At 55.7% G+C, this 19183-nt stretch carries 21 protein-coding genes; 2 read left to right on the plus strand and 19 right to left on the minus strand.

The window, feature by feature from the left end; translation table 11 throughout:
• Positions 1-17 precede the first annotated feature (17 nt).
• From NH448_RS14865 to NH448_RS14925, 14 genes are all read right to left on the minus strand, one after another.
• Positions 18-650, minus strand: coding sequence for a hypothetical protein (locus NH448_RS14865; RefSeq protein ID WP_083970660.1), 633 nt, complete (start codon positions 648-650; stop codon positions 18-20).
• Entirely contained in the window at positions 644-1549 is a 906-nt protein-coding gene (locus NH448_RS14870; RefSeq protein ID WP_083970661.1) for a nucleotidyltransferase, read from the minus strand. The genes NH448_RS14865 and NH448_RS14870 overlap by 7 nt, the downstream gene beginning before the upstream one ends.
• A 115-nt stretch (positions 1550-1664) precedes the next feature.
• Positions 1665-2264: a HEPN domain-containing protein gene (locus NH448_RS14875; RefSeq protein ID WP_157033142.1), complete on the minus strand. Its 600-nt coding sequence runs from the start codon at positions 2262-2264 to the stop codon at positions 1665-1667.
• A 1091-nt stretch (positions 2265-3355) separates the two neighbouring features.
• A complete protein-coding gene (locus NH448_RS14880) occupies positions 3356-3745 on the minus strand; it encodes a hypothetical protein (RefSeq protein WP_253028934.1) in 390 nt (129 codons plus the stop codon).
• Positions 3738-4163 carry a hypothetical protein gene (locus tag NH448_RS14885; RefSeq protein WP_253028935.1) on the minus strand — a complete coding sequence of 142 codons (426 nt, stop codon included), beginning with the start codon at positions 4161-4163 and terminating at the stop codon, positions 3738-3740. Before NH448_RS14885 ends, NH448_RS14880 begins: the two co-directional genes overlap by 8 nt.
• Positions 4160-4840 (minus strand): hypothetical protein, encoded by a 681-nt coding sequence (locus NH448_RS14890; protein ID WP_253028936.1) that lies wholly within the window; start codon positions 4838-4840, stop codon positions 4160-4162. The genes NH448_RS14885 and NH448_RS14890 overlap by 4 nt, the downstream gene beginning before the upstream one ends.
• A 125-nt stretch (positions 4841-4965) precedes the next feature.
• On the minus strand, positions 4966-5706 hold the full coding sequence (locus NH448_RS14895) for a hypothetical protein (protein WP_253028937.1): 741 nt from the start codon (positions 5704-5706) through the stop codon (positions 4966-4968).
• 379 nt (positions 5707-6085) lie between these two features.
• Positions 6086-9772 carry a host specificity factor TipJ family phage tail protein gene (locus NH448_RS14900; RefSeq protein WP_253028938.1) on the minus strand — a complete coding sequence of 1229 codons (3687 nt, stop codon included), beginning with the start codon at positions 9770-9772 and terminating at the stop codon, positions 6086-6088.
• The gene (locus NH448_RS23695) at positions 9732-10145 is read right to left on the minus strand and encodes an NlpC/P60 family protein (protein WP_366078342.1); all 414 of its coding nucleotides are present in this window, start codon (positions 10143-10145) and stop codon (positions 9732-9734) included. Before NH448_RS23695 ends, NH448_RS14900 begins: the two co-directional genes overlap by 41 nt.
• Positions 10145-10630 carry a DUF1833 family protein gene (locus NH448_RS14905; RefSeq protein ID WP_253028939.1) on the minus strand — a complete coding sequence of 162 codons (486 nt, stop codon included), beginning with the start codon at positions 10628-10630 and terminating at the stop codon, positions 10145-10147. Before NH448_RS14905 ends, NH448_RS23695 begins: the two co-directional genes overlap by 1 nt.
• Positions 10631-10638: 8 nt before the next feature.
• Complete coding sequence (locus NH448_RS14910) at positions 10639-11007, minus strand: hypothetical protein (RefSeq protein WP_253028940.1); 369 nt, start codon at positions 11005-11007, stop codon at positions 10639-10641.
• Positions 11008-11010: 3 nt separating this feature from the next.
• Entirely contained in the window at positions 11011-13377 is a 2367-nt protein-coding gene (locus tag NH448_RS14915) for a tape measure protein (protein WP_253028941.1), read from the minus strand.
• A 382-nt stretch (positions 13378-13759) separates the two neighbouring features.
• A complete protein-coding gene (locus NH448_RS14920; RefSeq protein WP_045995176.1) occupies positions 13760-14200 on the minus strand; it encodes a hypothetical protein in 441 nt (146 codons plus the stop codon).
• Positions 14201-14223: 23 nt separating this feature from the next.
• Positions 14224-14793 carry a hypothetical protein gene (locus NH448_RS14925; RefSeq protein ID WP_052704562.1) on the minus strand — a complete coding sequence of 190 codons (570 nt, stop codon included), beginning with the start codon at positions 14791-14793 and terminating at the stop codon, positions 14224-14226.
• Between the two features lie 153 nt (positions 14794-14946).
• Between NH448_RS14925 and NH448_RS14930 the strand changes: the two genes are divergently transcribed.
• Together NH448_RS14930 and NH448_RS14935 are read left to right on the plus strand one after the other, a co-directional pair.
• Positions 14947-15135: a hypothetical protein gene (locus tag NH448_RS14930; protein ID WP_045995177.1), complete on the plus strand. Its 189-nt coding sequence runs from the start codon at positions 14947-14949 to the stop codon at positions 15133-15135.
• 73 nt (positions 15136-15208) lie between these two features.
• Entirely contained in the window at positions 15209-16081 is an 873-nt protein-coding gene (locus NH448_RS14935; protein ID WP_052704563.1) for a phage antirepressor N-terminal domain-containing protein, read from the plus strand.
• Positions 16082-16395: 314 nt separating this feature from the next.
• Here NH448_RS14935 and NH448_RS14940 read toward each other — a convergent pair whose 3' ends face one another.
• The 5 genes from NH448_RS14940 to NH448_RS14960 form a co-directional block, all read right to left on the minus strand.
• A complete protein-coding gene (locus NH448_RS14940; protein ID WP_157033152.1) occupies positions 16396-16791 on the minus strand; it encodes a hypothetical protein in 396 nt (131 codons plus the stop codon).
• Positions 16792-16801: 10 nt separating this feature from the next.
• Positions 16802-17716: a phage tail tube protein gene (locus NH448_RS14945; protein ID WP_253028942.1), complete on the minus strand. Its 915-nt coding sequence runs from the start codon at positions 17714-17716 to the stop codon at positions 16802-16804.
• Between the two features lie 61 nt (positions 17717-17777).
• Positions 17778-18176, minus strand: a complete 399-nt coding sequence (locus NH448_RS14950; RefSeq protein ID WP_253028943.1) for a phage tail terminator-like protein — start codon at positions 18174-18176, stop codon at positions 17778-17780.
• Complete coding sequence (locus NH448_RS14955; RefSeq protein WP_253028944.1) at positions 18173-18568, minus strand: hypothetical protein; 396 nt, start codon at positions 18566-18568, stop codon at positions 18173-18175. The genes NH448_RS14950 and NH448_RS14955 overlap by 4 nt, the downstream gene beginning before the upstream one ends.
• A gap of 55 nt (positions 18569-18623) precedes the next feature.
• Positions 18624-19004 (minus strand): hypothetical protein, encoded by a 381-nt coding sequence (locus NH448_RS14960; protein ID WP_253028945.1) that lies wholly within the window; start codon positions 19002-19004, stop codon positions 18624-18626.
• Positions 19005-19183: the final 179 nt, after the last annotated feature.

The following is a 19183-nucleotide window of genomic DNA, read 5'->3' on the forward strand; positions in this document are numbered from 1 at the left end:
TTAAATCTAATATTGTACTAGTTACCCAAATCTCGCTCTGCATGCTCATATGTGCTATACAATTTATTGACCCGACCAACCAACTTAATTCCGCCTTTAGTAGCTCTATCTGTCCAGTAATGTCCCTCAAGCTCTTCGACTGGAGAGCCATGTATTTCTAGGGAAAATGAACCATGATGAATCTCACTTCGAACGCCTTGCAACTCAATCTTAGGCTCGTTTCTATATACACCAACCAGCTTGAATAGATCATCATCTTCTTGCTGTTCTATGCTGTGGGCCACCAAAACTGATTTTGATTCCTTTGTCATCAGCCTTAAGCTAAGAAAAGTCATAGATTTCCTAATAACCGCGTAACCATAAATTGGTGCGATCCCTTCGCCTGTTTCTGGGTTTAACCAACTACTCTTCAGTTCAGCCTTCCAGGTTCCTCTCAAGTCAGGTCTCTTGACATACCATCCTTTGAAAATTTTCCAAGACCACATATATTTATTAAATAAAGCAACAGATAATGTTATGGTACCAACTACGGTGCCAAAAGATTTTACAAAATCGGCACTCAGAACTGGCATCCTTTGAAGCCATAGGGCAAGCAACCAAACTGCAATCGTAAGGCCAATAAAGGATGAAATATGAAGTCTAGTTAACATGATTCATATCCTAAGTAATCCCACGCATCACTCAAGAACTGATGCGCACTTTCTCTTGTCCATGGCTGCGACCCCCTGAAAAGGTATTTAAATCCACTTACTTCTCCCCACTCAGAACATATGTCATATGACAAAGTGTTAATAAACAGCTCCGCGATCACAGCTCTTACAGTCTGCTTGAATGTTTGATGTTCAAAGCAAGATGTTGAAGCATTGAAAACTAAGCATTCAATGAGAAAACTCGGTGCCTCTTTCGCCGATTGGATACCATTTGACGCCATCTCGTTAGATAAATTCTTTAATATACGAACAACTCTTTTATACTTTCTTGAAGTAGCGTAATTTTTTGAAGTGCCATTTTGATAATGTTGTTCTGGCCAATTCCTGACTCTAGGAGGGGCATAGTCATCAGGAATCATTTCTACGCCCGAATGATAATAATTTGTTGTTAAATATCTCCGATGCTCAAAAAAAGCGGCTACATCTGACTCTATGCGATAAGTGTTTGCCTTTATGTCGAATGCTTTACTGCCACGCTTGACAGATTCTCTTCCGAATCTAGATACAAGCGCTTCTTCTAATTCATTTTTAAAAGTCACGTATTCATAATTTGCAGGAACGAAGCTTTTAGCAAGCTCCATTTTAACATTGTCATCAGGGTATTCTGGGAAGTACGTGTCAAAACAGAGAACGCCTATATCTACATCACTATCCCGCCTTACATTAACCCTATTCCTGTAAGAGCCTTGTGCAAACACTCTGATATTCCGGTTTTTTAACTTATCACTAGCTTGAATCGCCTGCTTTATTTGCCTTTCAGTATTTTCAACTCGCTCTTGCTCTGTCTTTCCCGGCCCTTGAGACCAAGCAGAGAATACAGATTCCCAATCTCTGTTCATGAACTTTCTCCTTACTTAGACAGGCAATTGCCGCTCACGGTAACTGGCGACAGAGCGCAGCGAAGGGAACCAAAAGCGGAACGCTTTTTGCGTCCAGCTGACCGCTTTGTTCTAACTAAACTTCATCCAGCACCGCTTTTCCAAAATCCTCAACGGCAGCAATCCAATTGACCACTGTACCGTGACCAATTGATGTAACCCTGTGATTTCCTCTCCCAGCTGCCTCATTATCCTGATCTGCTCGATGAACTATTTGATGACGTCTATCCATGACGAGTTGAATCTTGGCAAAATGAGGCCGGATCTGATCTACGTTAATTTGAACGCTTGAAAGAAATGCGGCGACTTCAGCTGAATTGTTGTAGTTTGAACGTTCCAAGTGCCTATTAACTGAGGACTCAATCACCTCGTCTACAGTTTTCCCCCGGTGGGCTGATAGAGCCCCCAATGTAAACTTCGTGGCCGTAGCCGAAGACACCAAAGGAATATTCTGTAGTACCTGAGCAGGTGCAGAAGGCAGCTTCCAGTATGCAATGCTTCGAAGAAGGTCTTCCATGGCAGCGTGTAGCATTACAACTGCGGCTCTCAAAACATCAGTCTTTAAATGCCCCCGCCTGCCAGGACCATCTCCCATCAAGTAATCCTTGTATAGGTCGGCAAGGTTTCGCACCCGCTCAATGTTCTGGTTGAACCTGGACTCGATGGTGGCTTTCATTCTGATCCTTTAGGTATTAGGAAGGGTGGACACGCTTGCCACCTTTACCGGCGGGGCCACTTTGGGTGCGTAAGCACCCTCCGGACCAGTCAGGCCTTTTGGAGACCATGCTGTTGCGAACTTGGCATAGATTCATCCATTTCTCCACATACGCTACTCCAACGCGTAGCATCCCCGGCACAAATTCGCATGATTTCTTATGACTCCTACTTGCCCTGTACCTCCAGCGGAGCCCTGTATTGGCGCGGATTAGCGGCCAGCGCATGAGCGCATTAAAACCGACGGGTTTAGCGCGCAGGCGGGGCGGGGTGTCGACAGCTCGCAAGGGCCGCGCATTTGATAGGGCTTCAAAACGGATCAACCCCGCCATATGGCGAGGTTGGTGGCGATAGACGCAGCTTGGAGAGGGTGGAGCTGAGCTCTAGGCTGAAGCGCTTCCCAGAGTTGCCTCCAGCTCCTCAGTCGTCTCGCTGTCTCCATGCTGTTTTGGATGGCCTCTCTCGGTAGTTCACCGCTTAGCGCTGGGATCTCTGTTTGATGCTCATCGCTGGCGTTGGGTGGCGGTAGCAGTAGCAGCTTGAGGAAGAGAGCACCGATAGCGGCCAACTGTTTTCGCTCAATGTCATGTTTGACCTGTTGGGTTTCCTGCTGGTCGAGGTGGCTGAAAGCTCCTCTACGGGCTGCTTGCTGGTGCCGGTCTGGTGGACGGTGTCAATCTTGTGGCAAAACCGAACTGGGCCATAAACAAGGCGTGGGTCATCTTTGAGCAGCAGGGTTGATGAGGTGCAAAAGTACGGTTGAGCCCGGGCAGGAAGCGCTTGCAGCAACATCCAGGAGCAATAATCGAGGAAAAAAGCGCCGGAATGTCAGGGGAGGGGGGCATGGATCGCAGATCTGACATGGCGCCCTCTGCAGGACTGATACATGCCCGTGGTTACTGGGCTGGCGGGAAGAAATGTGCTCTACCATACACCAGGCCATACATGGCGCCGTCGGCTAGGCTTGGGTGGGAGGCTGTTCTAGAGGAGATGGTAGCACGCCATGGGCTACCCTATGGCAGGTCGTGTTGAACGCCATCCTTGGCTCTCACTTCACTCCCAGCTGATCGCCTCAACGGCCTCTACCGTCTCAGCGGCCTTTACCTGGTCCTCAAGAGCCTGGCGCTTCCCTGTTGCCAGGCCGCTTGCCTGCATCCAGGCATCGGCTTTGGCGATGATCCGTGTCGCTAGCTCGGTCTTGTCCATTCCCCGGCCAGTGGCCATAGCATCCAGTAGGGGCGTGGCAGTGCCAGAGTCAGCCAGGAATGCCCGCGCCTCTCGCTCCTGCTTGTCCCAGGTCATCTGCTCTGACTCTGGATACTCGCTGCGAATGCTGGCGAGCTCGGCCTCATAGGCTGAGTTGATACGTCGCATGGCAGTTTGTCGCGCATCCTCCAGCTTCTCTGCCTCTGTCTTGGGCGGTATCCAGTACACGTTACCCATCAGCCATCTCCTTCTTGCGTACCGTCCAGCCGGTGTTGCCGGCAACATCCACGCCCTGCACGATTTCGTAGTCGTCTACGCCTGCCATGCCAGTGGGAATGACGTAGCAGGTGTCGGGATCGTAGTCCTCTGCGTCGATGGTGGGCGACTCTCGCCAGTGGGCCTTATGTTCCGGATACTGTCCTGCAATCACTGCTTGGCCGAGGACAACGTGGAGAACACCTCCTGGCCTTGTTGCACCAAAAATAACGGGGGTCCCATCACTCATCGGTGCTGCGTGCAAGTAATGACCATTGGTCGGAAATTCGCCGAAGTCATACTCTTTTTCTTCGCTACCTTTTTTAGCAGTCAAAACAAGGCCGTCTATCTCGTAGCTGTCGGGAGCATCGGGTACTGCTAAAAATGTAATCTTTATCATGCTTTCCACCTTCCTTTTGCGAAAAACCTTTCAACACAACTTTCTCGCACCCCAGAGCTGTAACTTACGTAGTAAAAGTCCATTCTGGCGCCTGACCCATTACTGGTTGTTACGCTCGACCAGAATAGCGACCCTGATCCAGTAGCGGTCACATCTCCTGCTGGTTCATCAATAAAAGAAGCTGGGAAGTTCCACGTTCCTTGTGATGGCGTGCGGTAAATAGCTCCAGCTGTGTTCGAGATATCTATATCTCTTCCGGTGGCGATTCGTGAGCAGATTTGGGTCCCATCAGCAAAGCGCACCCACCCGCCATTGCTGTTGCTATCAGACTCAATTAGCGGTGAGCCAGCTACAGCGGGCATCGTGTCGAAATTATTCGCTGCTGACAACCGCGCATAACGCGCATCGGCCTGTGATGTTTTGGGAACGTCGTTCGCACCAGTGCCTACGGAAGCTGTCGCCGCAGTGCCTAACCCTATATTACTACGAAGCATGGCAGCATTACCCACAGGCGACGCGCTCAGTGTATCCAGAAGCGCCAAGTCACCCAGGGTGCCCGACTGGCCAACGTCAATTCCGCCCTTAAGAATGTTGACGAGCTCACGGGCTCTGCGCTCCAGCTCCGTCAGCGTCTCAAGGGTCTGCTGATTTGCGTCCTCAACGGATTCGTATGCCATGATACACCTGCTTTGGTGGAAATTCTGGTTGTGTAGTACATGTGGTGGAGGCGTGGTTTTGCCTCACGCCAGCTGAGGGCTCAAGTTCGTGGAGAGCAGCTAGGCTGTGTGCGCGAAGCTGAAACTTACCCATAAGGTACGGGGCAAACCGAGATATCTACCATGAGTATGGGCATGGCCCAATCATCATTGTAGTTCCAGCCCTGGCTATTCCCGTATTCTCCAGCAGCTATGTATCTCGTATAGAGAGTGTTGCCAGACGTCCAAAACCCTGATTTATACGTGACCGGTATATCCTGGTAGGGTGCCACAGTGTATAGCCTGCAAAACGTGGGCATGATGGCGGTGCCCGCCACTATGGAGCCAACGGTGAACGTCTCTGGATCGCCGCCTGATGAAAGGTTCACGATTCTCGGTCTGTTTGCCGGGACATTGATGACGCCCCGCACCTGCATTGTGTACCAATCGCTGTGGAAGACGACCTGGCCGCTGTCATTGAAGACCTCGACCCCACTATTCCCTCTTGGAGCTGTCCACTGATCGAAGATGTAGTAAGTCACTGACGCGCTGCTATCATCGAATGTGAACCGAACGTAAGAGCGCCCCCCTACGTATCCCCCGAGGTATGTTCCTTCTGGTCGAATGACTTCCATGCTACATCTGTTACCAGAACCGCTCGCGATGTAAGCCACTGTTGGGTTATTGAACCCGGTAATATCGATACAGCAATGATATCCCCCAAGTCCGTTGGCCTTAATCATCGAGGAGCTGATGGTACCTGATTTCCTCAGGCTGAAGTTGATGTACTCTCCATCAACCTGCAAGGTCTGCCCATCAGCGGCAAATACCTGAAAGCCCGCAGCCATCAGTAAACTCCAAAGTAGAGGTACAAATCACCGACATTAGATCCACCTCCAAACGACCCGGAGCTGCTCTGCCAGGCATTTAAAGCACCCACATCCCAAGTCCATGAGATCCTGTCACCAGAGAAGCTGATTTGAGGCACCGGTGGCGGCCAGCCGTCGTAGAAGCGTTGAGCGATCGACCCGGGTGCAAAGAAGTAGAACGGAGCCCCATTTGTTAGTAGCGAGTGCGTCGTGCTGCCGTTATATCCAGAGGGGATTGTGTCGTAGCTTCGCGATGTCCATGGGAAGTACTTGTATCCCAGCACTCGGGTTAGCCGGTCGGTCACGTCCAGCGTTTTTGCCCCGGTGCTGCTGTGCCACGCCTGCAGTCCAGAACCCATTACCACATCCCCATTCTGACCAGCAGTCTTCCACTGGAGTTGTAGACCCGAATGCCATCGCCGTTCTGCACGATTCGTCCACCGCTTGCCGATGAATTGAGCTCGAAGGTGCCGTTTTCCCGGAAGGCGTATGCGGGCCTTCCGTTGACAGTCACTGAGGAAATGATTTCCTTGGGAACGATCTGATCCACTTCGATGTATTCGGCCTGCAGCTTGCCGTTCTTGAACACTAGAGAACCGTCGCCGGCACGCAGCTTCGTGAACAGAAGCTCAGAGATCATCGCCTCTTTGATGAATGTCTGGCTTCCCTGTGTGAAGAACGGAATGACTTCGTTGTCCGGGAGACCAGGCGGCGCCACGGCAAACGTATCGGCTCGGACGATAAAGCTGACCTCTTGGCCGTCATTCGCCAGCCCGATTCCGCCCACGAGCCCATTTGCGTCCACCCGCAGAGTCCACATCGCGTTGATGCGACCTGCCTGCTGGTCGATGCTGGCCTGGGCTTGCTCTTGGACACTGGCGATGTCGCTGCCCAGGGTCGCCTGCAGTGTCTCGATCCTTGTGGCAGTGGCCGCTGTATCCGATACACGGTTGACCACCTCCATCTGGTAGGCCGATCCGCCCGCCGCATTTTGAACGACTGAGACCGAACTGGTGATGGACTCAAGCAGACCATCCAGCTCTGCCTCTCGCTCCAGGGCCGGGATTTTATCAACCTCGTCGGAAAGCTCTGGCCACAGGTCTGACTGCTTAATCTCTCCGCTGATAAGCCCCATGATGACGGTCGGATCGTTATCCGTCGTTCCCTGGGCACTGAACCACGCGGATGTGTAGTTCGCACTCCATCCCCGAACGTAGTAGTAGTACGTGGTATCAGGGGTTAGGCCTGTGTGAACAAAGGACGAGCCAATGCCAAGCAGGTTTCCAACAGAGACAATATCCCCCTCGGCCAGCGGCGTTTGAGACCAGTAGACCTGCCACTTCGCGTCCGGATAGATGCCTTTGGGCTGAATCACGATCTCGAAAGTGTGTTCATCGATCTCTACGCTTGTTGGTCGCGACACTTGCTGACCGATAGCGTCAAAGGCTACCTGCTGGGACCACGGAGAGAATAACTGGCCGTTGCGCGCGCGCAGCTGAATTTCATACCTCTGTTCGTCGCTGACGTTGTCGATCGTCAGGTTTCCTGAGGCCACGAAAGGCCCTGCCTTCATCCATGCTTCATCGCCAACCACGCGGTAACGTGCCTCTACCTGCAAGGAAGGCAGCCCCACCTGGGCTGAGAACGAGTATCCCACCCGGATTAAGGTCTTGAATGAGCCGTCAGGGTTCTGGAACGCAGCCGACTGATCGCCACGCACTGTGGTAATGGCAGGAATCGGGGGTGGTATCTGGTCGATCGGTATCGGGTTAGTGATGCCCGGGTCATAAATTGGCGCTTGGCTGAAGTCATAGATATTGGTTGCCGCGGCTACCATCGTGACATCTGCAGTAAAGTCAGCGCCTGCTTGAACGTTGGTGATTTTGCAGTCGATGGTGTCCTTACCCATCTCGCCATAAGCGAACAGCTCCCCAACCTTGATTGAGTGACTGTCGCCAACAACCTCGAGGACCCGCGTGCTTCCAATCTCCTCACCGGTAACGGCATAGACGTCGATATCGCCATTTTCATGGCGAACCCGCAAGCCATAGACGCGAGATGTTTCGTACTGAACCTCACTATCAAGCGTGACGGTGTCACCAGAGACAGACTTCACTCGCCCCCAGCCAAGCCCTACTTTTATGGAGTCATAGGCTAGCCTTGCGCGATTTCCTCTGACGACAGCCAGGTTCTCCCAGTCCATCCCCACACGAAAGGTTTCGGGCCTGAGGATGGCTTGGCGCATGTAGTACTGGCCGTGGTGCCATGCCTCCTCAGCGCCCTCTACGCCCTGGGTTTCGAAGTCCTCGAAGCGTGTTGCGTTGCTCTCGTTGTAGCCGGGCGCATAGACGATGCGCTCTGCATCGGACCAGGTATCCGAGTCGATATACTTCACGCGCAGTGCATGTGGAAGATTCTTGTAGGATTTCTGGGAGCTCAGGCCAGTCGCATTGCGTGGTGTGATCACCTGAATTTCGGGCGCCTCGGGATCATCACGGACGACGCCGAATTTGCCGTCTTGTAGGCTGAAGGATGCCTGGCCACTAGTTGCGATAACTCGGGCGCGTTCCATGACCGTTTCACTGGTGTCATGAACCCAGCTGTAGCGAAGCCCCTGAAGGTCACACCAGATAGCCCACTCTCGGATTGACTGAATATCTACCTGATAGTCTTGCACAGGCTTGCCAACTTGCACGCCCGTCATAGCGTCAAGGTAGGCCCAGGCTGGGTTGCTCGTGGCCTGCAGAGAGAAGGACGAGCCATCGTAGACACGCAGCACCGCCTGCGTCTTTACGTTGAGCTGATCAATGACACCATTCAACTGATCCGTGGCGCGGATCCTCAAGCCCATGAGGACGTGATTACCTTTGTAAGAGGGGCCACCCTGAAACGACCGGAGCACAGACCATTGGCAGTCTGTGTAGACGGCTTCCACCCCGCCGTGATAGGAGGCTACGCGCGTGACCAGCACTTCATACTGTCCCTCCGACACCCTCCAGCGCTTGTTAACACGCTTGGTATCCTTGGTCGGTCCTTTGATCAACCATTCTGAATCCTGAAGGCGCCAGGTATTCGCACCTACTTCGCGGTACTCCACCCTGAACTTGACTTCGGTCTTGGACGTATTGCCGTTATCGTTTATGGAGAACAGGCCCTGCGCAAAAACCAGGTCAAGGCTAATCTCTCTCGTGTTAGCGGCGGTGGTACGCTGGACGCTATTGCCATCACTGACCCAGCGATCTTCATCAAGGCTCCCCACCCGGTTCAGCGCTGCACCCACGGCTTCTTCATCAATATTGGCGTAGTCGAGCTGGATGCTGTCGGCTGTGCCGATTTCCCACTCTACGTCCTCATAATCGGAGATGTTGGTTTCGCCAATACGGATGGCGTTTCCAATTTCAGCATTCTGGTTGAGCACAGGGTAGCCGTCCCCGACGCGATGACCGGCTACTTCCAGAGGTCCATATCCCAGGCACAGCACCATTCGCAGGTATTGGTCGTTGCCGGCGATCTCTGTAATAGGGTTCGCAGCCAGTTTGGGATACCAGCGTGGGTGGCCATACGTTCTCGGCACCACCCCATAGGGGTCGGCACGGTTCTGTGTGCCGGTGATGGACTGCCTGACGTTTGGTGACTGTACAGAGGGATTGCTCGGCATCTTGGGCGGAATTAAAGCGTTCACAGCCATTGAGCCGGCGAACGTGATGGCCGCCCCCACTGCGGCTTGCCCAGCGAGCGCAGCTCCCCCGGTCAGACTCGTGGCCCCGATCAGAGCAGGCGCAGCATATGCAGCGACTACCGCAACCGCGATCATCGCTATGGCTCGTCCAATGCCGTCTCCTTCTGGAGTGGAGTACAGGCAGACATGCGCGCCATCGGCGAGAGCATCACACCACTGATCCCTCTCAAGCACCCGGCCCTCTACCTGGGCGATGATGCACTCTGGAAGATCACCGAAGAGCCCAGCGAGGCTGGAACCATTTGGCACCTCTGCAATGTAGGCGTCAGTCGACAGGGGGCTTGGCCGCGCAACGATAGTGATCATGCCGGTAGAATCCTTCAATGCGTGTTTTCCAGAGAGGTCGTGTGTACTGCTCTCTGCGAGAGTTTGCGCCATGGGTGGTATGAAGCATCCACCCGGAGGCGATCACCAGGCCGATGTGGTTTACCATTCCTGAAATGTTGAACAGGACTACGTCATATGGCTGGGGGTGATCAGTTGGCGACCAGTCGCACTTTCCGCCTTCGATGAGGCTGGAGGTCTGCTCGTTAAGGGTTTCCTGATAGCCATTCATGGATGGAAGGTCTACGCCTAGTCTTTGGCGATAGACGAGTCGCACCAGCCCCCAGCAGTCCAAATGCGGGCCCCTGCCGCCCACGAGATACGGGATCCCTATGTACTCGCTGACATCCAGCATCAGAACAGCCCCGGAGATAAGCCAGGGTTGAAGATGTCCTGTGTGGCGGGCTCGTTAAGGATGTCGGTGGCGTAGCCGATTTCCATGGAGATGGTGGCGGGACTGATGTCATGCGAGAGCAGAGTAAAGGGAAGCGGGCCAATCTCCTTTGATATGCTGCCCTGGGCACTCACTCTCACGATGGTCATCTCAACCTCAGGCGGTGAGTCCACGCTCCGAAGGATCTCAACGAGCGTCCTCTCAACGTTGTCTACTTCCATCTGAAGGTTGGGGATTCTCTCCTCTACATCGTCCGGAAGGTTTAGCTGGAAGGGCAGGCCAATGTAGGTATCCCCCTCAAACTGCAGCGTGGTAGTGCTATTGGTGATTCTGATCGGCTCTGCAAGGTCTGGATGACGAAACACTGCCAGTGCTAGCAGAGCGGATCCGGCGTGCTGTGAGAACAGGTCTCGCATCGCCTCAGCAGATAGGCTTCTGTTCGGCATCGGTAGTCCTACGGTTGAATTGACCAGTTCATGGAGACACGCCAGTAGTCAGCGCCGCCGCCAATTGGGGTGAGGGTGTACTTCTCTTCTCCAGCAAGAAGTACGGTGATAGGCGTTCGCTTGCGCGGATGCGTCGCATCAAAAGGCAAAACACCCCACAGAATGTCGTCCTCAAAGAACTGTTCGAACGTATCGACCTGCTCTGACGTCATGACCATGGTGACCGGAAGTGGAGCTGCAGCCGCCTTGTCTCTCAAACGAGTTTTGACAGGCCCCACATCCATGGTGGAGCTGAGCACTCTGTTGGGTGGACGCTCTTGATAATTGGAAGCCTGCACCTTGTCCGGTAGAGATGCCGGCCATTGAGGGTTTGCCATGTTTTAGCCTCGTCCTGTTGCCTGGCGCCGGAATCCATAAGCGTTGCCAAATGCCCGATCAAAGGTGCCGTCGTTGATCATGTTCTGCACTTGATCTCGGATAAGCACTTTGACCTGACGCTGCCCATCGCTGGACGTAGTTTCCTGCACTTGCGCCCGCTCACCACCTTGTCGTTGGTCGATCACTTGGACGACGGTGCTACCGCCTGAGTCTCGTTGAACCTTGTCGAGCGTTCGATCGAGCTTGCTGCTGGTGGATTCCGTGACTACCCGCTCACCTTTCTCCAGGTTCCACGTGCCCGATTTAGGAACGCGATCAATCCCGTCGTGCGCCTGGCCGACCAAAGATGTGGCGCTGCCAGCCCACCCAGAGCCCCCATAGGATGCAGCCGAGGCCGCGCCGCCGCCCAGGGCGCCACCAATGAGGCCGGCCCAGTCGAAGCCGCCGATAGCCTCTGCCGCAGGCTCCGTGATGGACTTTCGGATCAGCAAGCGCTGAATGTCCTCGGCAATTCCGGCCAAGACGTCCCGGAAGCCCTCTCCGCCCACGATGGCGTCCTCGAACGCGCTGGAGAAGGTCAACCCGAGATCCCGAGTGAGGTCGTCAGTCTCCTTGACCTTCTCCGCCAGCCCGCCGGTGGCGATCTGTTCCATGAAGCCGCCGGTCAGCTCTACGGAATACTGTGTGCGCAGTCGCTCCTGGGCCTCAGCAAGGCGAAATGTGTTGTCAGCGGCAGCTTTGAGGTCGAGAAGATCCATTTCCTCCCGAAACTGCCGGTGGGCAGCTTCAAGGGGGAATAAGCGATCGATCAGGCGCTGCTGGGACTCGGCGAGCTCTTTTGTGGCTTTGTCTGCTTCATCTGTGCTCTCAGCCAGGGCTCTTAAGCTGTTGGTGGGCTTTATGCTGCTTTCGCCCAGCGATTCCAGGCGATTCTCAAGCTGGACAACAGCCTCGTCGTAGCTGGCAATCTCTGTTTCGATTTGCCGCACGGCTTCCACTGCCTGATTCCGCCCCGGGCCAGCGCCTGGGCCGATGCCGACATAGCCCGGCCCAGGGCCTTGCATTTGGATGGCGTCTCGTTCCGCTCGCGCTGTCTGCGCAGCTCGCTGTAGGTCTGCGATATCAGCCGAGAGCTTGGATATGCCGTTCTTGAGCGCTGCTTCGCTGTTCATGTTGATTGAGTCTGTCAGCGCATCAACAGTTGAGGTGACTGACTCAATTTTAGGCTGCACTAGGCCCAGTTCTTCTCGGAAGTAGTAGATGCCTCCGGCCGCCACAACGGCTGCGCCTACTGGGCCGCCAAGCAGTGCCATCGCACCCGTTGCGGTCCTCACCGCGGCGCCCATCGCAAGCTGTGCAGTAGCCGCTGTACCACTGACGCCTGCCAAGCGGGCGAGAGCGGCCTGGTAAGCGAGGGTCTGTCCCAGGGCGGACAGCTTGGCGGCGGTAGCAGTTGCCAATGACCCGGACAAGCGGCCCGCCATCAGCACGGCCAAAAACTGCGCACCATCCACCAGCGTGTCTATGTTGTCCGATAGGCCAACAATGGCATCACCTGCGAGCCCGACAGCGTCGTTCAGCCCTTCGCTCGCTCCCACCCATTCGACAATTTTGTTTCGTGACACAGCCATTTTCTGGCCAAACGTTGCAATCGACTGGCCAAACGCCTGGTCGATACTGGCCGCTGCGCCCTCCATGGCGTCGATGATGACCTGGGCAGTGATGCCGCCCTCAGCGGCAAAGTCTTTCAGCTCACCAGTGGTCATGTCGAGAGAGTCAGAGATGGCCCTCATGATCTCCGGCGCTTGCTCAGCAACAGAGTTAAATTCATCACCGCGAAGCGCCCCAGCAGCCAGGCCCTGAGCAAGCTGAGTGATAGCGCCGGCAGACTCATCCGCAGTAGCGCCGGACAGCGCGAACGACTTGTTGATGGAGTCGGTAATTCCGAGCAGGCGCTCGCTGGAAATGCCCAGCCCTTGGGTTGATTTCTCTAGGCGGGTATACAGATCGACGGTTGACTCGTAGGCCGAGCGCGAGTCGTTAGCGATCTGGAGTAGCTCGCGCTGTGTCTTGGCAAGCTCGTCGCTAGAGCTGGTCACCTGGCGAATCTGATTTGTGGTGTTGGACCAAGCATCGGCATATCGGATCACCTCGCCGGCACTGGCAGCGCCAACGAGACCGGTCAGCGCCCCGGATGCCGCAAGTGCAACGCCGCGAAGCCGGGACGCCTCCGCCGTCACTCCGCTGAGGCTCCCGGTAGCTCGATCTCCAGCCCGATCGACATCGACCAGCCCACGTTCCACGCGCTTTAATGACCGCTCACCGCTGCGGCTGTCGATCACCAGCTCAAGGCGGCTGGAATAAGGCATCACAATCTCCAAGCATAAAAAAGGCCCGCTCATAGCGGGCCTTATGGTTTTCGGGAGGATGGCTAGAGTTCAGCCTTAAACCGGGTTAACTCGCCTGACGACGGGTCTAGATACCATCTGCGCGAAATGTTCTGAGGTTCGCCACAGAACATGAAGTAATATGGCTCCCCGGCTACTCGGGAGAATCCGCCATTATTCCGCATCACCTCAGCATCACAGTCATCTCTTCCGCTTAGTTCGCGGATGGCTTCGGTAAAAGCATCTTTGTACTTCTCTGCGTCTTGTGACAAAGCCGCAATAGATGCGGCCTCTTCCTCGCTAATCGAGCCCCCACCGCAACCTGTTAGAGCCATCGCGACTACCGCGGGGACAATACACCCCTTCATGACAAGCCCTCGCCATCCTCACCAGCACGGGTATTTTTCCGCACTGCCTCGAAGTATATACGGGCGTACTGATCTCCGATCCATAGAGACATGCGGGCCATCAACGTGCTTGAGTCAAAAAACTTGGCAATGATGTAGCGGCGCGCTGGCTGACCGTCGCGGGGGATTTCGTTCTCTACCTTCTTTTCGACGACTGCACCATTTTCCTCAGCCGCAGAGATGATCTTCTCGATCAAGGCCTCACCGTCACTGGGCGTTAGGCTCTTTATCTCAGCAAGCAGTTTGCGCTCCTCCTCCAGTTTCTCAACAAGGTCTTCGGGCACGAAACCATTCAGCTTGTCTTTGATCCGCAATCCGGCGGTTTCCGAGGTAACGTCATGGAAAGTTCGGTGAGCTTCGCTGTAGTCGCGATAGTAGGGCGCATGCTTCTTTTTCATGATGCCTCCGTGCGTTGTGACGACTAGAACGGGATCTCGGAGTCAAAATCTTCTTGATCAGGTGCCGGCGAGGCCGTCTTCATCTTCTTTACGTCCCCCTCACTGACGCCGTGGTCGGTCAGCTTGAATGGACGTATCGAAGATGCATGCTTGTGCCGGGCCACATGGTCGATGATCGGCTCCCAGTATGCCTGAACCATCTCTACGTTAAGGAACGCTAAGTCTAGGTTCTTGACGGTAGCCGGGTTGCCGATTCGCCATAGGTCAGGGGATGCCTTGATCGTCTCCCATATTCGCATCTCATCATAGTCGAGGAGAGATGGCTTATTGAAGGCCAGAGCCACCAGTCGCATCGACTCGTCTGTAGACCACAGAACATCCAGCATGTCGCGGAACGACGGCCCATCGTAGCCCGACGAGACGTCAAAGCGCTCCTGATCTGCCGCCCGCTCAAGCGCCCACTCAATTACGCCCGTGATTGTGCGCTTCTGGTCCCTGGCCAGCAGGTCGATCAGGTATTTGGTCTTCGGGTCTAGCCTGAGCGAGACGTTGACGCTGCTCGACGTCCTAGTCCCTGATTTTTTTTCCGCCATGCGAGGCTCCAAAAAAAGCGAGTCTCGTCAAGTTTTTATCATTGCCGCCAAGGCGTCAACATGATTCTATTGGGCGCATGTGCCGCAAAGTACTTGCAAGGCGTAAATGTGCCTCTTAGACTGAATAAGCAATCCACTAGACAGGAGAGGCCCATGGCCACCGAAACCCGCAAGAAGTACTTCAACACTCGTATCGAGCGCAGCCGAGGAGAGCAGATCGACGAATGGGCAAAATCAGCCCGCCGCAGCTTCACCCAGGAGGTGCTGCTGCTGATTGATCAAGGCATCGCATGGAGGAAGAAGCATGGGAACACAGTCCCGCAACCCCACGAGGGGCAGTAACGAGGAAGCCCCGAGCGTTGCAGCGCCCAGGGCTTCGAAGTCAGACCAAACTCTCACGAAAGGTACAGACACTATGGATTCTAGCACCGCCATCACCACCGTTCCATTCCACGGTCACTCCCTGTTCCTCGTCGATTACGACGGGCAGCCCTACACACCGATGAAGACCATCGTGGAAGGCATGGGACTCAAGTGGCAGCCTCAACACCGAAAGCTGAACGAATCGCGCTTCAAGTCCTGCATCACCGAAATGGTGATTCAGCTTCCAGGCGATGATCAGCGCCGCTCTGTGACGTGCTTCCCGCTGCGCAAGCTTCCCGGCTGGCTTATGACCATCTCACCGAACAAGATCAAGGACGCAGACACCAAGGCTCGGGTCATCCAGTACCAAAACGAGTGCGACGACGCGCTCTGGGCATACTGGAGCGAGGGCGTCGCCATTAATCCCCGCACCGGACTGACGCCAGAGCACCAGCACGGCCTCCAGAAAGCCGTCAGGCAGCGAGCGATGCAGGTTCCCGAACCGATGCGCCGCAAAGCGTTCTCAACGCTCTGGACTCACCTCAAGGATCGATTCGGCGTGGCCAAGTACGATCAGATCGACGACAGCCGCTACACGGAGGCGCTCGGCGCCGTGCAGTCCTTCGAGCTAGAGGGCGATTGGCTTGAGGCTGATCGCGAGCCAGGAGCAGCCACGTTCACCGACGAAGACTTGAGCGACCTCTACATTCTTTTGTGCCACGTCTACCACCTACACGCTAAGTGGAAGGGGAGCCGGATTGAAGAAGCCATGCGCATCCTGGAGTCGCCCGTCGCATCGCGGATGTGTGAGCACCTGGATATGGCGCAGACCTTCACCAATCGGCTCGCTCGGGCGAAAGGGGAGTTGATGGAGGTCTCTCGCCGTCGTCTCGGGATGAATTACGGGCTGCTTCCCATCCACTGAGCCTTTTCCGCGTTCCTTAGCCCCGCTGCGGCGGGGCTAACTCCTGCTTTCCATGTATGCCCAGTCCATCTCCCGAATGACAGAGATGAATTCATCCGCTGAGCAGGGTAGCACCATCATCTGGCGCAAGGCAGCCATCTCAGACAACGGTATGGGTTGGATGGTACCGAAGCCGGCAGGCCTTGAAGGGGATAGGAGGTCGAACAGATGCAGCCAGAAGGCGCAGCGCTCGTCGATCTCTGGCGGCTCAACCTGCTTGGTGAGATTGAGCGCCTTGGCGATCGTGGCGAGCTTGGTTTCTCGTCCGGCTGTTGTCAGGCGGTATTTGAGCGCTGCCGCGGCTTTTTTCCCTGTCCCTCGATGTCCTCACGACGAAAGTTGGACAGGTCGTTGGCCTGGCTGAGAATGCGTGCCACCAGATCAGGGTTGTCCAGCATCACCTCAACTGCATTTTCGATGCTGTAGGGGATCGGATCGCCGCTGTCGTCTTCGACACCGCTCCAGTCTCGAAGAACGCCGGTGGCGATGGCCGTGTACAGGGCGCGCTCTTTCTCAGCAGGCTCGATCTTCTTCCGATAACCGGATTCCTCCAGCGCCTGCTCGTAAATGGGATTGCCAGCTCGGGCGACCTTGAACTGGCCGCCCATGATTGCTAGCCAAACGCCCTGAGTGAAGGCGTCAGGTGAGTATCGTTTTGCATTGAAAGCCATCGGGGATTCCTTATACCAGCACGCGGGTGACTTTGATGGGAGTGTTCTTGGCGGTGTAGTTCAACTGGACTTGGACAATCGACTCGTTATCGCCGTCAGGCAGCTCGCCATCGATCTCGATCTCGGGCAGCTCGAACGTGTACTCATTGCCAGCGGCATCGGTCAGAGGGAAGGACACACCGATAGCCTCGCGGGTCAGCATCTTCTTCCACTGGTTCCAGGCCGCCTTGCTCCAGGCCATAGTGAGCGAGCCTGAGACGTTGGCCGACGTGGCAATCAGGGCGCCAGGGCCAGCCTTGCCGAGGCAGCGTTGTGTTTGCAGCGTGTTGTCGATGGACATGGAAAGGGCGCTGATGCAGGCCTTGCCGGCCAGCTTGGCGCCGTCGACCAGGATGTCGCCAACACTGGTGGCCGAGCCCATCGCTACGGTGGTTGTTTGAGGATTCACGGTGCCAGCAGCGGTCGGGTCGGCCTCGCCGTCCTCATAGCCGAGGCCCATGCCGGTGAAGCTGCAGGTCACTTTGCCTTCTTCGGGGATGTCGAGCTGCATAGCGCCGATGTGCACGCCCGTGAAGGTTGAGTAGACGCCGATGTCCTTGAATGCCTTCACGATGGTGAAGGTGTGGCGGTCAGCACCAATCTCCAGCACATCAGTCGCCCAGGTGCCGTAGAAGGCTGCCTCGAGCAGCTTGTCGAACGTGCCCGCGCTCATCTCGCCAGCCAGGTCGCCGGAGTAGTCGAGGCTGGTGATGATGCCGCCGCCCTGCATGCGCGTCTCACGTTTCTCGGCAGAGACCTCGGTGGAGACGTTGGGCGTCAGGGTATTGCCGGTGAGGCGCAGAGTGTCCCAGGTCGCCGGATCGGGCGTTTCCCCGGGCGTGGACTCGGGAGCGAGGTAGGTTGCGATCTGAGAACCTGAGCTCATGATTTTCTCCAGGCATGAAAAAAGCCGCTCAAGGCGGCTCGGAGGTGGGCGGTGGGGCGGTTTAGCCGACGCGGAAGGGTGTCGATACGTTCAATTGATACCAGCCGTCAGAGGGGCCCGCGCGCTGCACTGACGAGGCGAGCGTCTCAAGGTGCCCGGTACGCCAGAACTGCAGGTGCGCAGCCAGGGCGTCGGCGATCTGGTACGCCTGCCGGCTGCCCTGATTGTCCTTGGTGAACACCTGGCACATGATCAGCCCGGGGCGGCGAACGCAGGGTTCGGAGCCGAGACCAGCGACGAAGCTGTCGCCGTGCTGGATGGTCAGCCGCACCCAGGGCTCCTGGTTGGCGATGGCCGCATCTACGTTCGGTCCGCTGGGGGCGCCGTCATAGGCCACGGGCACGCCATCCCACGCCACCATGCGCGACTCGATAGCGATGCGGATCTCGTCGAAGGTCAATTGATATACCTCGCACGCAAGGATTCGAAGGCAATGGAATAGACGCCTAGAGGCGCCTGCTGCGAATGCCCATGTTCCAGGCTCTCGCCGTAGATTATGTTTGACTGAAGGACCACAGCTTTGAAGGGCTTGCCCCGGGCGGCTGACAAAACAGCCTCGGCATCTCGCCGGACTCGGGCGCCTGACTTGTCCGGCTCGGGCACCGCTGAGTTGTCACTGCCATTCACGGTAACCAGATGACTCCCCTTGTAGGCCCCTGTATCGACAGGTGAGTGAAGAATGAGCTGCTGCAAAGCGAACAGCACCATTTCACCCTGCTGTTTGTCCAGGGCGTACTCCACTTCTCGCGCAAAGCCGGAAAGTGATTTGGACCACCCCTTGCGCGTCGTCATTTTTTCTCCAGGCGTAAAAAAACCAGCGCGTCGGCTGGGCAAGTAGCGGCAGGCCCTAGCGTGATCGTAAACCACCGTAGGGTTTCAAAGCTTGCTGCAAATCTTCAATGAGGGCTGGACCAACCCCTTCCGTTCTGCGCAGCTCCTGAAGGGATAGCTTCATGGCTTGAGCAACGGTGGATATGCCAAAGTGACGCAGGAAAGACTTGGTCTTTGCGCGTTTGACGAGGTCGTGAACATTGACTGCAGACCATTCCTGCTCTTTGTGAGCCAATTCTCGCTCTTTCAACATCTCCGCCGCGATGCTGTACGCGGTTCTTGCGATCGCTGCCCGATGCCGGGTGTCGGTGTTGAGAAGCTCTACGCCCTCGGCCGTGACCAGAGACTTCATCGCCTCAACGGCGAATTGATCCAGCAACTCGTTGTCATCGCTCATTCTGTAACCGCCAGGTAGAGGTGGTGCAGCTATTGTAGCCGATTGTTCCAATTCAGTTTACGGTCTCCTGAGCTGCAGAGTCCAAGTGGCTTTGGCCGGATCCTGCCCAACGTTAACCACCAGCATGCCGTCGATGGTGTCGTCGACCTTGGGCGTGGCCGGGGCCTGGTCAGCGTCCA

The sequence above is a fragment of the Halomonas sp. OfavH-34-E genome (genome assembly GCF_024124525.1).
Lineage (GTDB): Bacteria > Pseudomonadota > Gammaproteobacteria > Pseudomonadales > Halomonadaceae > Halomonas > Halomonas litopenaei.

Excerpts from the sequence above, each read along its gene's own strand:
- NH448_RS14925 (WP_052704562.1), bottom strand. The coding sequence starts at position 14,793 with ATGGCGGAAAAAAAATCAGGGACTAGGACGTCGAGCAGCGTCAACGTC.
- NH448_RS14940 (WP_157033152.1), bottom strand. The coding sequence starts at position 16,791 with ATGGCTTTCAATGCAAAACGATACTCACCTGACGCCTTCACTCAGGGC.
- NH448_RS14900 (WP_253028938.1), bottom strand. The coding sequence starts at position 9,772 with ATGATCACTATCGTTGCGCGGCCAAGCCCCCTGTCGACTGACGCCTAC.
- NH448_RS14960 (WP_253028945.1), bottom strand. The coding sequence starts at position 19,004 with ATGAGCGATGACAACGAGTTGCTGGATCAATTCGCCGTTGAGGCGATG.
- NH448_RS14920 (WP_045995176.1), bottom strand. The coding sequence starts at position 14,200 with ATGAAAAAGAAGCATGCGCCCTACTATCGCGACTACAGCGAAGCTCAC.
- NH448_RS14910 (WP_253028940.1), bottom strand. The coding sequence starts at position 11,007 with ATGGCAAACCCTCAATGGCCGGCATCTCTACCGGACAAGGTGCAGGCT.
- NH448_RS14915 (WP_253028941.1), bottom strand. The coding sequence starts at position 13,377 with ATGCCTTATTCCAGCCGCCTTGAGCTGGTGATCGACAGCCGCAGCGGT.
- NH448_RS14865 (WP_083970660.1), bottom strand. The coding sequence starts at position 650 with ATGTTAACTAGACTTCATATTTCATCCTTTATTGGCCTTACGATTGCA.
- NH448_RS14895 (WP_253028937.1), bottom strand. The coding sequence starts at position 5,706 with ATGGCTGCGGGCTTTCAGGTATTTGCCGCTGATGGGCAGACCTTGCAG.
- NH448_RS14880 (WP_253028934.1), bottom strand. The coding sequence starts at position 3,745 with ATGGGTAACGTGTACTGGATACCGCCCAAGACAGAGGCAGAGAAGCTG.
- NH448_RS23695 (WP_366078342.1), bottom strand. The coding sequence starts at position 10,145 with ATGCTGGATGTCAGCGAGTACATAGGGATCCCGTATCTCGTGGGCGGC.
- NH448_RS14930 (WP_045995177.1), top strand. The coding sequence starts at position 14,947 with ATGGCCACCGAAACCCGCAAGAAGTACTTCAACACTCGTATCGAGCGC.
- NH448_RS14955 (WP_253028944.1), bottom strand. The coding sequence starts at position 18,568 with ATGACGACGCGCAAGGGGTGGTCCAAATCACTTTCCGGCTTTGCGCGA.
- NH448_RS14875 (WP_157033142.1), bottom strand. The coding sequence starts at position 2,264 with ATGAAAGCCACCATCGAGTCCAGGTTCAACCAGAACATTGAGCGGGTG.
- NH448_RS14885 (WP_253028935.1), bottom strand. The coding sequence starts at position 4,163 with ATGATAAAGATTACATTTTTAGCAGTACCCGATGCTCCCGACAGCTAC.
- NH448_RS14905 (WP_253028939.1), bottom strand. The coding sequence starts at position 10,630 with ATGCCGAACAGAAGCCTATCTGCTGAGGCGATGCGAGACCTGTTCTCA.
- NH448_RS14870 (WP_083970661.1), bottom strand. The coding sequence starts at position 1,549 with ATGAACAGAGATTGGGAATCTGTATTCTCTGCTTGGTCTCAAGGGCCG.
- NH448_RS14890 (WP_253028936.1), bottom strand. The coding sequence starts at position 4,840 with ATGGCATACGAATCCGTTGAGGACGCAAATCAGCAGACCCTTGAGACG.
- NH448_RS14935 (WP_052704563.1), top strand. The coding sequence starts at position 15,209 with ATGGATTCTAGCACCGCCATCACCACCGTTCCATTCCACGGTCACTCC.
- NH448_RS14945 (WP_253028942.1), bottom strand. The coding sequence starts at position 17,716 with ATGAGCTCAGGTTCTCAGATCGCAACCTACCTCGCTCCCGAGTCCACG.